The organism is Acinetobacter sp. WC-323 (assembly GCF_000314615.1).
In the GTDB taxonomy this organism is placed as follows: Bacteria; Pseudomonadota; Gammaproteobacteria; order Pseudomonadales; family Moraxellaceae; genus Acinetobacter; species Acinetobacter courvalinii.
In genome coordinates this window covers 1-14,530 of record NZ_AMZS01000035.1, presented here as the reverse complement: position 1 = coordinate 14,530, position 14,530 = coordinate 1, and the positions used below count along the sequence as shown (strand labels likewise).

The window sequence follows — 14,530 nt, the reverse complement described above, 5'->3', positions numbered from 1 at the left end:
ATATTCATGTATGCCACAACATTTTCCAGATTTACCGCCCCTGGTTCCACAACGTGGCACATCTTATAGCCGTGCATTGTGTAAAAAGCTGTTCCTTGCTCAAGGCTGGACGGTTGTAGGAGAAATTCCCAACCTGCCTAAAGCTGTCGCGATCATTTCTCCCCATACCTCCAATATCGATGGCTGGTATGGCTTTCTGGCAATTGGCGGATTGGGCTTAAAAGTGACCGTACTGGGTAAAGACACCTTATTCAAGCCGCCTTTCCAGCCGCTATTAAATTGGGCCGGACTGATTCCGGTTCGTCGCGATAGCGCCCATGGTCTGACTGAACAAGTGGTCGCCACCATTCAACAGCACGATAAAATCTGGGTCGGTATGGCGCCCGAAGGCACACGCAAAAAAGCCGAAAAAATGAAAAGTGGCTTCTATCACATTGCCCATGCAGCCGGCATTCCGATTGTGATGTTTGCCTTTGATTATGACCATAAAACCATTTACTGTTTGGGCGCATTTACCCCGACCGGGCATTACCAGCAAGATCTTGATCAGATCATGCAGCGCTATGTCGGGCACTTCTCGCCGAAAAATCCGGATTGGCTGGCTGAACCCTTACAAAAACTTGTGAAAAAAAACTAGAAAATGAAGGGTAAATCTGCTCTGATGTGCCCATCTTTTTGTACATTTTATCTGCATTTGTTATGAACATTGCTCGTCTGTCCTGCTTGGCTGTTTTTGGTCTTGCTTTATTTGGCTGTGATCAGATCACAAAGAAAACTCCACCCACCACCGCAATTCAGGCACGTGAGCCTGTGGTTGCACTGGCATTAGGCGGTGGCGGTGCCAAAGGCTTTGCCCATATTGGTGTGATTAAAGTCTTAGAATCGCATGGCATCAAACCGAAAATCGTGACAGGCACCAGTGCCGGTAGCTTTGTCGGCAGTATTTATGCCAGCGGTCAAACACCCTATCAAATGCAGAACCTTGCCCTGAAACTGCAAGAGTCGGATTTACGTGATCTGACCATTAATAGCCAAGGCATTATTCTTGGTCAGAAACTCCAGAATTATGTAAATAGCCAAGTCGGCAATAAGCCAATTGAGCAATTCCCGATTCGTTTTGCCGCAGTCGCCACCCGTTTAGACAGTGGCAAAAAAGCCGAGTTTATTAAAGGCAATGCCGGTCAGGCGGTACGTGCCTCTTGCAGTATTCCCAATGTGTTTGTCCCTGCGGTCATCGGCAAGACCAAATATGTGGATGGTGGCTTGGTCAGTCCAATTCCGGTGAAAACCGCGAAGGATATGGGTGCCGATATCGTGATTGCGGTGGACATTTCTGCACGACCTGTCGGTGGTAAGCCGCTCAGCATGTGGGGCTTGTTAGACCAGACCATTAATATCATGGGTCAACAAAGCATTAATGAAGAACTGAATCAGGCTACCATCGTGATTCAACCTAAAGTGGGCCATCTAGGCGTGCTGGATCTTAAATCGAGTAATCAAGCCATTTTAGAAGGTGAAAAAGCAGCTCAGGCCAAGATCACGGCGATTCAAAGTGCAATTACCGCATTTAAGAAATCTCCCGCTGCCTTAAAACCAGCACCACGACCAAAATTCTAAAACTCCTCCTCAAAGGCTGTTGAGACCACTAAAACTTGCATTAGCCCCAGTTTTTTAGTCCTCAACAGCCACAATGCCTAAAAAAACAATCTTTTCATATTCATAAAGATAATCATCTGCTACAGTGCTAAGGTGAATGTTTTTTCACCTCTACTCCGTTTAGTTATGCGAGCAAATCTATGGAATTTGTAGTTGAACCTTGGCACTGGTTTGTATTAGGGATTTTACTGATTCTTTCAGAACTGATTTTGCCTGCTTTTGCTGCATTGTGGTTTGGCATAGCAGCAGTCATGGTATGTATTTTACTGTGGCTTTTCCCGATGATGGGTTTTACCACCCAAGTGATTACTTGGGGTATTTTATCTATTTTATGTACGATTCTCTGGTTCAAATTTATCAAACCGCTGTCGATTGATAAAACCAAAGCGGGTCTCCCTCGCGAAGCAACCATTGGTCAAGTCGGTATGGTGATCCAGACCGGACTTGAGCATGGACAAATTATTGTACGCTTTCCGATCCCTGTTTTAGGTTCTGATGAATGGCATTGCCGTTGTACAACTCCTGTACATGTCGGTGATCGCGTTCGCGTGGTTGATATTTTGGGTAATGATTTGGTCGTTCAACCTCATACGTCATAAACACAAAGAGGGTTTCTAATGTCTGTCGGTACGATTATTGTTTTAGCTTTTTTAGCTTTTATCGGTGTAACTATTTTTAAAGGGGTGCGTATTGTTCCCCAAGGTTATAAATGGATTGTGCAACGTTTAGGTAAATACCATACCACGTTGAGTCCAGGTCTAAACTTCGTGATTCCTTATGTGGATGAAGTCGCATATAAAATTACCACCAAAGATATTGTTCTGGATATTCCTTCACAAGAAGTGATTACCCGCGACAATGCCGTATTATTGATGAATGCCGTAGCGTATATCAACCTCACTACGCCAGAAAAGGCAGTGTACGGTATTGAAAATTATACCTGGGCTATTCAAAACCTGGTGCAGACGTCACTGCGTTCGATCGTGGGTGAAATGGATCTGGATGATGCACTTTCTTCACGTGATCATATCAAGGCGAAATTAAAAGCTGCCATTTCTGATGATATTTCAGATTGGGGTATTACTCTGAAAACGGTTGAAATTCAGGATATTCAACCTTCACATACCATGCAGGCGGCGATGGAAGCGCAAGCAGCCGCTGAACGTCAGCGTCGTGCAACTGTGACCAAAGCGGATGGTGAAAAACAGGCTGCAATTCTGGAAGCGGATGGTCGTCTGGAAGCATCTCGTCGTGATGCAGAAGCACAGGTTGTGCTTGCCGAGTCTTCACAACGTGCCATTGAAATGGTGACCAGTGCGGTAGGTGATAAAGAAATCCCTGTGGCGTATCTACTCGGTGAACAATACGTGAAAGCAATGCAGGATTTATCTAAATCTGGCAATGCCAAAACCGTGGTTCTGCCTGCCGATGTACTCAATGCCATTCGTGGCATCATGGGCAAACATTAAGCCATCTATCCAATAAAACAAGCAGCGTAAACGCTGCTTTTTTTATTTAAACTCTCCCGATCAGTTTTCGGGTTTTAAGTGGCAGCTTCGCTATGATGAGATCATAGGAATCCTGAATGAGATCCTGTACCAGATCAGGCGTGATCTCGGGGCTACAGGCAATCGAAATCCAGTGTTTCTTATTCATGTGATAACCCGCTGAAATCGCAGAATAGAGTTCCTGATATTCCAGACTTTTCTCTGGCTTACATTTCACCGTGACAAGCAATGCTCCGGCATTAAAACCGATATACATAAACATTTTGTCAAAGACTTTGAATACCTCAAACTCGGGACCAAAAGGTTGCGACTGGATAGCAAAAGGCAGGTTTTGCGCATAGTGCAAAGCGCATTGTTCGAGTTGGTTCTGATTCATGACATTTCCCCCTACTCTATCTTGATCATTATTTGGTTTTATTTTAGGACTATGTATCTTCATACATGATAGCTTAAATCAAATTTTCAACAGCAGCCTTCTCAGCTCAAAGCCAATGAGATCAGGTCAAATATGATTGAAGGATAAAGCGAAGAATCGGGTTGCTGATTGCTCCTGAAAACCGAGTTTTTGATATAAGTTTTGTGCTTGTATATTCTCGGCATCGGTCTCTAATGCAATAAATCTGGCCTGTGTGTCTTGCGCAAATTGGATGGCTTGCTGCATTAAGGATAATGCAATACCTTGTCGACGATAGTTCTGATCCACATAAAGATCATTTAAAATCCAAGCCTTACCCAGCGATACTGAAGAAAAAGTCGGATAGAGCTGTACAAAACCAATGATCTTGTTGTTGTCATTTTTCCGGATAAAGAATACTGAATCCTGATGATTTAATCTGTTTTCAATAAATTGTCTTGCACCCGCTAAATCACTGGCCTGTTGATAAAAAACCCGATAGGCATTAAATATTTCAGCGAGCGTGTTCACATCTTGAATTGATGGCGAATCGGCTGTATTTATTTGCATTTTTGTTATTTCCAAAACATAAAAGACCATAAAGTTGGTCTTTTATAACATCAATCAATAGCGAAAAACTGACTGCTTTTTAACTTTTACGCGCTAGCAAAAACTTCGAAATGTCGACCAGTTCTTTGGCATCATCCCCAAAATACGCTAAAGCGTCAAAGGCCTGATCATGCAAACTTTGCGCATAGGCTTGTGCCTGTTCCAGCCCCATTAAAGCAGGATAGGTCGACTTCTGCGTTTGCTCATCTTTACCTGCAGTTTTGCCCAAGGTTTCTGTGCTGGCGGTAATATCCAGAATGTCATCTTGTACCTGAAACGCCAGACCAATAGTTTGACCAAATTGACGTAATTTAGGAATCGCCTGATCCGTACCCGCAAAGATGGTTACAGCACCCATCATGATCGCTGCCTGAATCAAGGCACCGGTTTTATTGCGGTGAATATTTTCCAATTCGGCCTGATTAACTTGCTTACCAGCCCCTTCTGCCTGCAAATCTAGGACTTGACCACAGACCATTTTTGAGCTCGCGGTCGCCAAGATCTGTACCTGCTTCAACACAATCGCGGCTTCAGTTCCCTGGCCCTGTTCATCAAACAGACGACTGCCCAGGATTTCAAAGGCCATCGACTGCAAAATATCACCCGCCAACAGTGCCGTATCTTCACCAAAGGCGACATGACAAGTCGGCTGTCCACGACGCAATAAATCATTGTCCATACATGGCAAATCATCATGTGCCAATGAATAACAATGGATCAGTTCAACCGCCACTGCTGCACGGCGGGCTGCTGCAAAATTGTGATTCGGTTGCAAAGATGCAGCGGCATAACAGAGTGCTGGACGAACCCGCTTTCCACCAAGCATGACGGCATGATGAACAGCTGCTTTTAAAGGTTCTGGAATCGAAAATGCAGCCAATGCTGTCAATAAATCCTGTTGAATACGTTGTTGAGCTTGTTTTAAAACATCCGCATTAACTTGAGAAATAGATGACACAATTGCCTCGGGAAATCTTAATGGAAGGAAAATGACAAGACTTGCCAGAATGGCGACATCATAACACTATTTATCTGAAGAAATTGCATTTGTAGTTTTAATCGATTCCAAATAATAAAGCCTTCAAATGAAGGCTTTATCGCATCGTTCTCAGTAATGCCTAGAACGCATCCCCCGGTACACGCACCCAGCCTTCCATCAATACACGCGCACTACGGCTCATAATGGCTTTTTTCACAGCCCATTTGCCATCAATCAGTTCGGCTTGAGCGCCCACACGTAAGGTGCCGGAAGGATGACCAAAACGAACGGCTTCACGTTCACCGCCCCCAGCTGCCAAATTCACCAGCGTACCCGGAATGGCAGCAGCTGTACCAATTGCCACCGCGGCAGTTCCCATCATGGCATGATGTAACTTGCCCATCGACAAGGCACGAACCAGTAAATCGACATCAGTCGCTTCAACTGCTTTACCACTTGAAGACGTGTACGACTTTGGTTTTGATACAAATGCAATTTTAGGAGTGTGCTGGCGTGCAGCTGCTTCTGAAATGTCTTTAATCAGCCCCATGTGCACCGCGCCATAGGCACGGATTTTTTCAAAACGCGCTAAAGCAGCCGCATCGCCGTTAATATGATCTTGTAATTCTGTACCTTGATAACCGATATCTTCGGCATTCAGAAAAATGGTTGGAATGCCTGCATTAATAAATGTTGCGTCAAAGGTACCTACCTCAGGAACAGTCAATTGATCCACAACATTTCCTGTCGGGAACATATCGCCGCCTTCTTCACCATCATCTGCAGGATCCAGAAATTCAATCTGAACTTCTGCTGCTGGAAACGTTACCCCGTCCAGTTCAAAATCACCGGTTTCCTGTACTTCACCATTAGTCACAGGTACATGTGCGATAATGGTTTTCTGGATATTCTTCTGCCAGATGCGTACCGTACAGATGCCATTTTCAGGAATACGGTCGGCATCGACCAGACCATTAGAAATCGCAAACGAGCCCACAGCAGCGGTGAGGTTGCCACAGTTGCCACTCCAGTCTACAAATGGCTGATCAATGGAGACTTGTCCAAATAGATAATCCACATCATGGTCTGGCTCTGAACTTTTTGCCAGAATCACGGTTTTACTGGTACTGGAGGTTGCGCCGCCCATCCCGTCAATCTGCTTGCCATAAGGGTCCGGACTGCCAATCACGCGTAAAAGAAGTTGATCACGTGCCTTGCCTGCTACCTGTGCCGCTTCGGGTAAATCATCCAGTTTGAAAAATATCCCTTTACTTGTGCCACCGCGCATATAGGTTGCAGCGACTTTGATTTGCGGTACTGAGCTCATGTCCATTCTTCCTTTTATCATATTCTTGGTGCAGCGGTATTTTGCATCTCAAATTACTGCACAGCCGTTATAAATACCATACGACCAATGGTGCCTGATTATATTTTCATGGATAAAATCTGTGCATTATATTGAGTATTTTTCATGACTTGTACAATGGCAAAAATGTGGAACCATCCGTCGGGAAAAACAAGAATCGGATTTTACTGTATAAATATAAAGCAAATTTCACATTAATATTAATCTAAATATATAATTTTAAATAACTTTTAAAAACAACTTTGCAGTCATGGCAATGCTGTACTTTTACTAGGCGAAAATCAATCAATCTATTAGAATAATCCAGTTAATTCCTCGTCGAGCTCAGTCCTTTGAACAACGATTCTTCTCAACTTCAGCGTGGACTAAAAAACCGCCATATCCAACTCATCGCGATGGGTGGAGCAATTGGTACGGGCTTATTTTTAGGTTCTGCGCAAATTATCCAGTCTGCTGGACCATCTATTATTTTGGGGTATGCAATTGGCGGCTTGATTGTTTTTCTAATCATGCGTCATTTAGGTGAAATGATTGTTGAAGAACCTGTTGCAGGTTCATTTAGTCATTTTGCTTATAAGTATTGGGGTAAATTTCCAGGTTTTATTACGGGCTGGAACTATTGGGTGCTCTACATCCTTGTGGCAATGACTGAGCTCACCGCCGTAGGTAAATATATTAATTACTGGTGGCCGCAAATCCCCGCCTGGCAGTCAGTCTTGTTTTTCTTTGTGGTGATTACCGCAGTCAACCTGACCAATGTTAAATTCTATGGTGAATCAGAGTTCTGGTTAGCGATCATCAAGGTAACAGCGGTCGTGGCCATGATCCTGTTTGGTCTTTTCTTACTGTTCACTGCTGATGCAAACTCGACGGCCTCATTTAGCAACCTGTGGTCACAAGGCGGCTTTTTCCCGCATGGCTTTGAAGGCTTGTTCTATATGCTGGCTTTCTTGATGTTTGCCTTTGGCGGAATTGAACTGATCGGTATGGCCGCAGCAGAAGCCAAAGATCCAAAGACCACAATTCCTAAAGCGATTAACCAGGTGGTGATTCGTATTTTGGTGTTCTATGTCGGTTCACTGGCGATCCTGTTGTCGCTTGTCCCTTGGAATCAACTCGATCTTGGCGGTTTGGATAAGAGTCCCTTCGTCATGATTTTCAGTCAGATGGGAATCGGTTGGGCCGCGCATTTACTGAACTTTATTATCCTGACAGCGGCATTATCTGTATATAACAGTGGTATGTATGCCAATAGTCGTATGGTCTTTGGTTTAGCTCAGCAAGGTAATGCACCGAAAATCTTTACCAAAACCAATAAGCAAGGTGTCCCTGTTCCAGCAGTACTGCTCTCTGCGTTCCTGATCTTTGGCTGTGTTTTACTTAACTACTTTGTACCTGAAGATGCCTTAGGTCATTTGATGTATGTTGTTGTTGGTGCGCTGGTTTTAAACTGGGCCATGATCAGCTTGACCCATTTGAAATATCGTCGTCATATTAAAACTGCACAAATCAAAACCTCATATCCGGCGCTGTGGTCTCCATTCAGTAACTATCTGGTGTTGGCATTTATTGGTGTTGTGCTGTATATCATGTGGCAGCAAGGCTTTAAAGAATCAGTGCTGATGATTCCAATCTGGATTGTATTGATGTTTATTTTTTATAAATTTTTAAATCGTAATACTGAAAACTAACAGTTGATCGGTTTTCTCAAAAAGTGATTGCATCTGCAATCACTTTTTTGTTTATAATCATAAAATTATGCGCTTATAGCTTAACTGGATAGAGCAGTTGCCTCCTAAGCGACCGACGTGGGTTCGAGTCCCGCTGAGCGCATAGCCCTTTTAATGAAGCTTGCCTTCCACAAGCTGCTGGTTAAGTAAGGTTTTCGCTTGGGTTTGCAATTGTTCTGCTTTGACCGTTTTTCCTGCGACTGACTTTGCCTGATCATTAAAATAACTAAAATGAGATTTCTCATTTTTTCCTGCAAATTTTAATGCCACGATTTGATTCTGGTTAAATGCATTCGCCCATGTATCTCTGACTGCGCTCCAGTAAGCCGCATTCTTCTTCCAGTAATCATAAGCAGCCTTGAAATCATAGCCTTCAACTTTATTGTATTGGTTAACTCCCAGCTCACGGGCAAGTGCCGTATTGGTCTTGGTATCAAATTTAATATTGTCTTGCTCATGCACCCACCCCGTTGCAGTAAGTGCATGGCGGTTAATCCCAATAATCACGTCATAATCATTACGCGTGGTATGCTCACGGCGTGGTAACGGGCGGTAGGTTTCATTCGATACCCACTCCACTGCACCATTATCTTTGGTCCATGTACCCAAGCCTGCATAACGAGGAGAATCATCAACTTGCCATACCGTTTGCAGCCATTTGCCTTTGCTCTGTTCTGGCTTTAAATCCATACTTTTCCAGCGATAATCCCCAATATAACTCCACATCTTGGTCGGTTCATATTCCCAGTCCTGACGCCAGTGCTTCACCACGTGACCATCTGCAACCAAAATATGCTGTAACGACACTTTATTTGGCGTATTTTCTAAAACCACAACAGTTTCATAACCACTGGATAGGTCATCTTTTTTAACTTTATAGTCTGGTTTGAGTGAATAAAGCTCTTCAAAGCGGAAATCAACTTTGTATTCTCCTGCCATTTTCAGGATGGCCTGACGCGCTTGTTCTTGTGTCAGATTTTCATGCAAAGATTGCTGTTGTAAAGCATCTGCCAATTTTACTGGCTGTTGTGCAGCATTCACACTACTGATCCCCATCATCAGTGCAGTTACAAAAACATAAGACAACTTAAGCTTCATATAAAAAATCTCAACTCGACGCTAAATTACTGAATCAATTAAATAAAGCAACTTCCCCTAGTTCAGTCGCTTGTATCTTTTTGAAATAAACCTGTAAAGCATTGTAAATTATTGTGAGAATGATTACCATTTAATTTATGGAATAATTTTCATTGCGATTAAATATTGTGAATATACTCTCTCCTCAATTTTGTTCTAAACCTAATATTTTATTTGCTTCTCTTTTAGCAGCAGGTTTGATTTCTCCTTCTGTGTATGCAACCGAGCAATCAACTTATGCAGTTACTAAAACACCTCTGCATGTTCTCGATACCATTGTGGTGACAGGCACACGTTCAGAAAAAAAATTAATTGATAGTCCGATTCGAACTGAAATTATTGATGAAGAAGAATTAAAAAGAACCAATGCCATTACCTTAAAAGATGCTTTGGAAAATATTCCAGGCATCTTGTTAAGAGAAATTCATGGCAAATCAGGTTATGAAATTTCATTACAAGGTCTGAGTAGCGATCAGGTGCTGATTCTGATTGATGGTCTGCCACTTGCTGCCAGTACCAGTTCTACTGTTGATTTAGATCAATACTTAATTGGTGGTATTGAGCATATTGAAGTTATTAAAGGTGCAGCTTCGGCACAATATGGCTCATCTGCAATGGGTGGGGTAATCAATATCATCACTAAAAAAGTGCAAGACGGTGTTGCCATTTCAGGGCAAGTCGATATTGGCTCTTATGGTAAACAAAATGCAGATGGTAAAAATACATCGATCAATAATCACCATCAGAAAGTCAGTATTGAAGCGGCAAATGCCACTTTAAAAGGTCGCATCATCGCAGACCAGTTTAGTAGCGATGGCTTTGCCGTTAATCCGAACGATTATCCTCAACAAGGTGATGAGCAAAAGCGTCAGCAGTATGCATTTTATGGTGCGTGGCAGCCTTCAGACCAATTTATGCTATGGGCAGATTTCAATGAATATAAAGAAAAAGACCGCCAGCGAAGTCTAAATTTCGTTCCACCATTTTATTTAAAACAATACAAACTTGAAGATATTGAACGCCAACGTTTCAGTGCGGGTTCACAGTTTAATTTCATCAAAAATAGCAAAGTCGATTTAAAAGCTGTCCATGAAACCTATGACTCAACCTCGACCCAAACTTTAGATGGATACCTTTCTGCTTTAAGACACTCGAATCAGGAAAATAATCATTTCAGCTCGCAACTGACACTCCCCAAATGGAATAAGCAAAACTGGCAATTGGGCTATGACTGGCATGAAGAAAAGTTAGAGCAAAGCAATAACGGTAAATTTGAGATGCAAGGCGGTTCGGTAAAGCGGGATCGTCATGAATTTTATGTTCAAAATGACTTTAATCTCGTACAAAACCTTGATGCAGTCATCGGCTGGCGTTTCCAGAATGATGATGATTTTGGCGATCACAATGCTTTTAAACTCAGTAGCAAATATCGTTTTTACGACCAGAATGATCTGCTTGCCGATCTACGCCTGAGCTATGGTCAAGGCTATCGCGTACCTAACTTAAAAGAACGTTTTTATTCTTTTGATCATAGTCATTTAGGCTATATCGTCATTGGCAATCCCAACTTAAAACCAGAGTCATCGGACAGTTATCAACTTGGACTAAGTCTGGTTCAAAATGATCGCTGGAATGCGGATATCAACCTGTTCTGGAATGATATTCAGGATCTGATCCAAACCGATTTTGATCATGCCACGACAGTCAATGGCATCACTCAATACAGCTACAGCAACGTTGCCAAGGCGGAGACCAAAGGGATTGAAACATCTGCCAAATGGAAGCTGACACCTTATTTCTCGGTGAATGGTGCGTATACCTATACCGAAGCAAAAGATAAAACCAGCAATACCCTCTTAACACGACGCCCCAAACATATTGCACGTTTAGGCGCAGATTATGCCTTGAATGATCAGCTTGATTTGACCCTACGCGGCCGTTACCAAAGCAATGAATACGGCGATAGTGCCAATCAGCAACAGTCGCCAAGCTGGGTGACATTCGACTCGCAAGTGGATTATCGCATCAACCGCTACATCAGTGCTTTTGCCGGTATCGACAATCTCTTCAATGAACAACGTAATTTTTCTAGCGCAGTAGATTATCGCCCGATTGCCGGTCGATATACCTACATGGGGCTTCGCTTTAACTGGAACAGCAATCTGAAATAATCTTTATAGGATCAATATCAATGTCTCATCTTAATTTAGCCAAGTTATTTGCTTTAAGTACTTTAAGTACCCTTCTGATCGCTTGTGGCGGTGGAGGTGGATCATCAGATAACAGTGGAACCAGCAATCCGCCTGTGACCAATACCGATCTATTTACAGTAAAAGGCAAACAATGGAGCATTACACCCACTGCAAATAACGCTTATTGTTATGATATCGACACGCAAGCGGAAATTTCATGTACCACAACCGACTGGGATCTTAAATTTGCAATGGGCACACGTACCCCACTATTATTTACCAACAGTGGTGTAAGCGGTTCAGGCAATGGCGGTGCTCTTTATTCACCATTTGATGCAACATGGACAAACCTATCCAAAGAACTGGATGCAACACAAGGCGGCAGTTTACCAGCTCAGGCATGGAGTGTAGATGCGTATAGCAATGCATTCATGGACACCTCATCGGGCAGCAACAGCTTCTTTGAATATGATCTGTTTGGTGATCACCGTATGTCACCAAACTTTAAAACTTTCTTGGTCACGACCGATTCAAGCGCTGCAACAGCAATTGGAAGCTACGAAAAACCGGTGTTTGCGGTACAGATTTATAATTATTATCAAGGCTCAACCTCAGGTTATATTTCAATTCGTTATATCAATACACAACTTCCTCATGACGTAAAAATCCTAACGATTGATGCGACTCAAGGCTGGAACTATGTTGATCTGATTACAGGTACTACCAGTAAAAATGCAACAGGACAATGGCAACTCGCATTTAATCGCTACAATGTTCAACTTAATCAAGGTATAGGCAGTATGGTTGCCTCACAACCAGCAGGATTCTATTCTGCCGACGGTAAACCAATCATTGATAAGTTTAAAGATAGTAATGCGTATGTCTCTACAGAAGCTGATTTAAAAGCAGCTGCTTCTACAACCAATATCAAATGGGGTTCTAACAGTATTACCTCCATTTTGAATCCAACCTTTAAGGGAACATACCCTCAAAAACTCACTTATGGCTGGTATAACTATTATCCAACCTTAAGTGCAGCACAGGCAGATGGTCTACAAGCAGCCCATATGCTAAAAGCAAATCCTGCGGGTGCAACAATCATTCGAGGAAATAAAGGCAACAGCTACGCTCGTCTACATCTCACAGATGTCAAATATGCAGACCCTAGTAACGCCTCAAGTGCCACCACATGGACCTTTGAACTGGATATCCAACCAGCTAAATAAGTCATAAAAAACGGAGCCTCTGCTCCGTTTTTTTAGGTATATCTTAAAACTAATCGATCACACGGATGGGACGGATTCGTCTGATTCTTAACGTCATTTCTTTTAAGACATAGTTGGTTGCAACAACCAATATAAATCCAATGATGAATGAGCCAACAATATCGAAAGGAAAATGTACACCCACAAAAACTCTGGATACACCCACCACCAGACTCAGTACCAAGCCCAATATTCCAATCTTTTTAAATCCAGCCAATAAATAAGAAAAGGCAATAATCACGATGGTTAAGGTATGCTGACTTGGAAAAGAGGATGAAGCGCCATGACCAATCAATTTGTCGCCCAAATGCAACTGGAACGGTCGAGGATGATGATAAAAGAATTCGATGAGGTCACTTATAACCAGTGAAAACAGAACGATAAATAAGGTTTTTGCGAACAGAAGACCGTATGTTTTCCACTGGATCACTACTAATAACACCAGAAAACTGATAAAAAGAGCCTGTAAATTATTTTGTGTAAGTTCCATTTTTTATAAATGATCTTTTAATCGATCATCGAACTGAATCGTAAACCAATTCATTGCTAAACGCCAATTTTGAATTGGCATCGTCCATTTCTTCGCAGCATTTGATGTTGCTAAGTAAATGACCTTCTTTACTGAGTCATCAGATGAAAAGATTTTCCTTTTCTTCGTTGAATGGCGTATTACGCTATTCAACGACTCAATCGCATTTGTTGTATAAATAGCATGACGTATTTCGGCTGGATAGCTAAAGATCGTTCGGATATTTTCCCAATTGGCCCGCCAGGATTCTCCAATTTTGGGATACTGGTGATTCCATTGATCACAGAAGATGTCTAGGGACTTTAAAGCATTTTCCTCTGTACTTGCCTGATAAATCGCTTTCAGACCCGACGTAACAGCCTTGTAGTCTTTCCAGCTTACAAATCTCAGGCTATTGCGTACAACATGCACAATACACAGTTGAATATCAGTATGAGGGTAAACAGAGGCTATCGCGTCAGGAAAGCCTTTTAATCCATCTACACAGGCAACAAGAATGTCCTGTACTCCTCGATTTTTTAGCTCTGTCATGACTGACAGCCAGAATTTGGCACCTTCTGTCTGAGCAATCCACATACCCAGTAATTCTTTTTGCCCATCCATATTGATGCCTAAAGCAAGGTATACGGACTTGTTAATCACATTGGAGTGCTGACGGACTTTGACAACAATACAGTCAAGATAGACAACAGGATAAAGGCTATCTAAGGCTCTATTTTGCCACTCAGTCACTTGCTCAATCACAGCATCGGTAACTTTGCTGATGAGAGATGCTGACACATCGGCATCGTACATTTCTTTGAAGAAGGCTACAATTTCCCTATTAGTCATTCCTTTTGCATACAGTGAGAGGATTTGGTCATCCATACTGGTGATGCGTGTTTGGTGCTTTTTGATAATTTGTGGCTCAAATGAACCTTCTCGATCACGGGGAATATCTAAAGCCAGTTGTCCATCTTGAGTTGTAATGGTTTTAGAACTAAACCCATTACGGCTATTTGAGCCTTTCTTGGGCTGATGCTTTTCATAACCGAGATGGTCTGAAAGTTCAGTATTGAGTGCAGTTTCAATCATGAATTTTTTAAAGACTGCTGTCATTTGGTTTAAGTCTTCTGGTGTTTTTAGACCTTTAGCCAATTCGGCAGCCATACTTTTGATTGTTGCT

Annotated in this window: 14 protein-coding genes and 1 tRNA gene; 8 read left to right on the top strand and 7 right to left on the bottom strand. The window is 42.5% G+C overall.

Annotated elements, in window-relative coordinates; all coding sequences use genetic code 11:
• The first annotated feature begins 10 nt into the window (after nucleotides 1–10).
• The 4 genes from ACINWC323_RS12495 to ACINWC323_RS12510 all read left to right on the top strand — a co-directional run bounded on the left by ACINWC323_RS12495 (nucleotide 11) and on the right by ACINWC323_RS12510 (nucleotide 3,125).
• Nucleotides 11–637: a lysophospholipid acyltransferase family protein gene (locus ACINWC323_RS12495; protein ID WP_009510673.1), complete on the top strand. Its 627-nt coding sequence runs from the start codon at nucleotides 11–13 to the stop codon at nucleotides 635–637.
• 62 nt (nucleotides 638–699) lie between these two features.
• Nucleotides 700–1,617, top strand: coding sequence for a patatin-like phospholipase family protein (locus tag ACINWC323_RS12500; RefSeq protein WP_009511342.1), 918 nt, complete (start codon nucleotides 700–702; stop codon nucleotides 1,615–1,617).
• A gap of 179 nt (nucleotides 1,618–1,796) precedes the next feature.
• Nucleotides 1,797–2,255 carry an NfeD family protein gene (locus tag ACINWC323_RS12505; RefSeq protein WP_005227022.1) on the top strand — a complete coding sequence of 153 codons (459 nt, stop codon included), beginning with the start codon at nucleotides 1,797–1,799 and terminating at the stop codon, nucleotides 2,253–2,255.
• 18 nt (nucleotides 2,256–2,273) lie between these two features.
• The gene (locus ACINWC323_RS12510) at nucleotides 2,274–3,125 is read left to right on the top strand and encodes an SPFH domain-containing protein (protein ID WP_009510779.1); all 852 of its coding nucleotides are present in this window, start codon (nucleotides 2,274–2,276) and stop codon (nucleotides 3,123–3,125) included.
• Between the two features lie 46 nt (nucleotides 3,126–3,171).
• On the opposite strand, the gene ACINWC323_RS12515 is transcribed toward ACINWC323_RS12510, so the two are convergent.
• The 4 genes from ACINWC323_RS12515 to prpF form a co-directional block, all read right to left on the bottom strand.
• Nucleotides 3,172–3,540, bottom strand: a complete 369-nt coding sequence (locus ACINWC323_RS12515; protein WP_009511183.1) for an MmcQ/YjbR family DNA-binding protein — start codon at nucleotides 3,538–3,540, stop codon at nucleotides 3,172–3,174.
• A gap of 126 nt (nucleotides 3,541–3,666) precedes the next feature.
• The gene (locus ACINWC323_RS12520; protein ID WP_009511322.1) at nucleotides 3,667–4,128 is read right to left on the bottom strand and encodes a GNAT family N-acetyltransferase; all 462 of its coding nucleotides are present in this window, start codon (nucleotides 4,126–4,128) and stop codon (nucleotides 3,667–3,669) included.
• 79 nt (nucleotides 4,129–4,207) lie between these two features.
• On the bottom strand, nucleotides 4,208–5,125 hold the full coding sequence (locus tag ACINWC323_RS12525) for a polyprenyl synthetase family protein (RefSeq protein WP_009510808.1): 918 nt from the start codon (nucleotides 5,123–5,125) through the stop codon (nucleotides 4,208–4,210).
• A 160-nt stretch (nucleotides 5,126–5,285) separates the two neighbouring features.
• Nucleotides 5,286–6,473, bottom strand: coding sequence for a 2-methylaconitate cis-trans isomerase PrpF (gene prpF, locus ACINWC323_RS12530; protein ID WP_009510934.1), 1,188 nt, complete (start codon nucleotides 6,471–6,473; stop codon nucleotides 5,286–5,288).
• Nucleotides 6,474–6,844: 371 nt separating this feature from the next.
• On the opposite strand from prpF, the gene ACINWC323_RS12535 reads away from it, so the two are divergent.
• Nucleotides 6,845–8,203 carry an amino acid permease gene (locus tag ACINWC323_RS12535; protein ID WP_032881325.1) on the top strand — a complete coding sequence of 453 codons (1,359 nt, stop codon included), beginning with the start codon at nucleotides 6,845–6,847 and terminating at the stop codon, nucleotides 8,201–8,203.
• Nucleotides 8,204–8,272: 69 nt separating this feature from the next.
• A tRNA-Arg gene (locus ACINWC323_RS12540) sits at nucleotides 8,273–8,345 on the top strand.
• 8 nt (nucleotides 8,346–8,353) lie between these two features.
• On the opposite strand, the gene ACINWC323_RS12545 is transcribed toward ACINWC323_RS12540, so the two are convergent.
• On the bottom strand, nucleotides 8,354–9,340 hold the full coding sequence (locus ACINWC323_RS12545) for a DUF6607 family protein (protein WP_009511328.1): 987 nt from the start codon (nucleotides 9,338–9,340) through the stop codon (nucleotides 8,354–8,356).
• 152 nt (nucleotides 9,341–9,492) lie between these two features.
• Here ACINWC323_RS12545 and ACINWC323_RS12550 point away from each other — a divergent pair, with 152 nt between their 5' ends.
• Both ACINWC323_RS12550 and ACINWC323_RS12555 read left to right on the top strand, forming a co-directional pair.
• Complete coding sequence (locus ACINWC323_RS12550; protein WP_009510688.1) at nucleotides 9,493–11,550, top strand: TonB-dependent receptor plug domain-containing protein; 2,058 nt, start codon at nucleotides 9,493–9,495, stop codon at nucleotides 11,548–11,550.
• 20 nt (nucleotides 11,551–11,570) lie between these two features.
• Nucleotides 11,571–12,797 carry an HmuY family protein gene (locus ACINWC323_RS12555; protein ID WP_009510899.1) on the top strand — a complete coding sequence of 409 codons (1,227 nt, stop codon included), beginning with the start codon at nucleotides 11,571–11,573 and terminating at the stop codon, nucleotides 12,795–12,797.
• Between the two features lie 49 nt (nucleotides 12,798–12,846).
• On the opposite strand, the gene ACINWC323_RS12560 is transcribed toward ACINWC323_RS12555, so the two are convergent.
• Both ACINWC323_RS12560 and ACINWC323_RS12565 read right to left on the bottom strand, forming a co-directional pair.
• Nucleotides 12,847–13,326 (bottom strand): phosphatase PAP2 family protein, encoded by a 480-nt coding sequence (locus ACINWC323_RS12560; protein WP_009511465.1) that lies wholly within the window; start codon nucleotides 13,324–13,326, stop codon nucleotides 12,847–12,849.
• A gap of 3 nt (nucleotides 13,327–13,329) precedes the next feature.
• Nucleotides 13,330–14,523, bottom strand: coding sequence for an IS256-like element ISAba26 family transposase (locus tag ACINWC323_RS12565; protein WP_221408631.1), 1,194 nt, complete (start codon nucleotides 14,521–14,523; stop codon nucleotides 13,330–13,332).
• Nucleotides 14,524–14,530 lie beyond the last annotated feature (7 nt).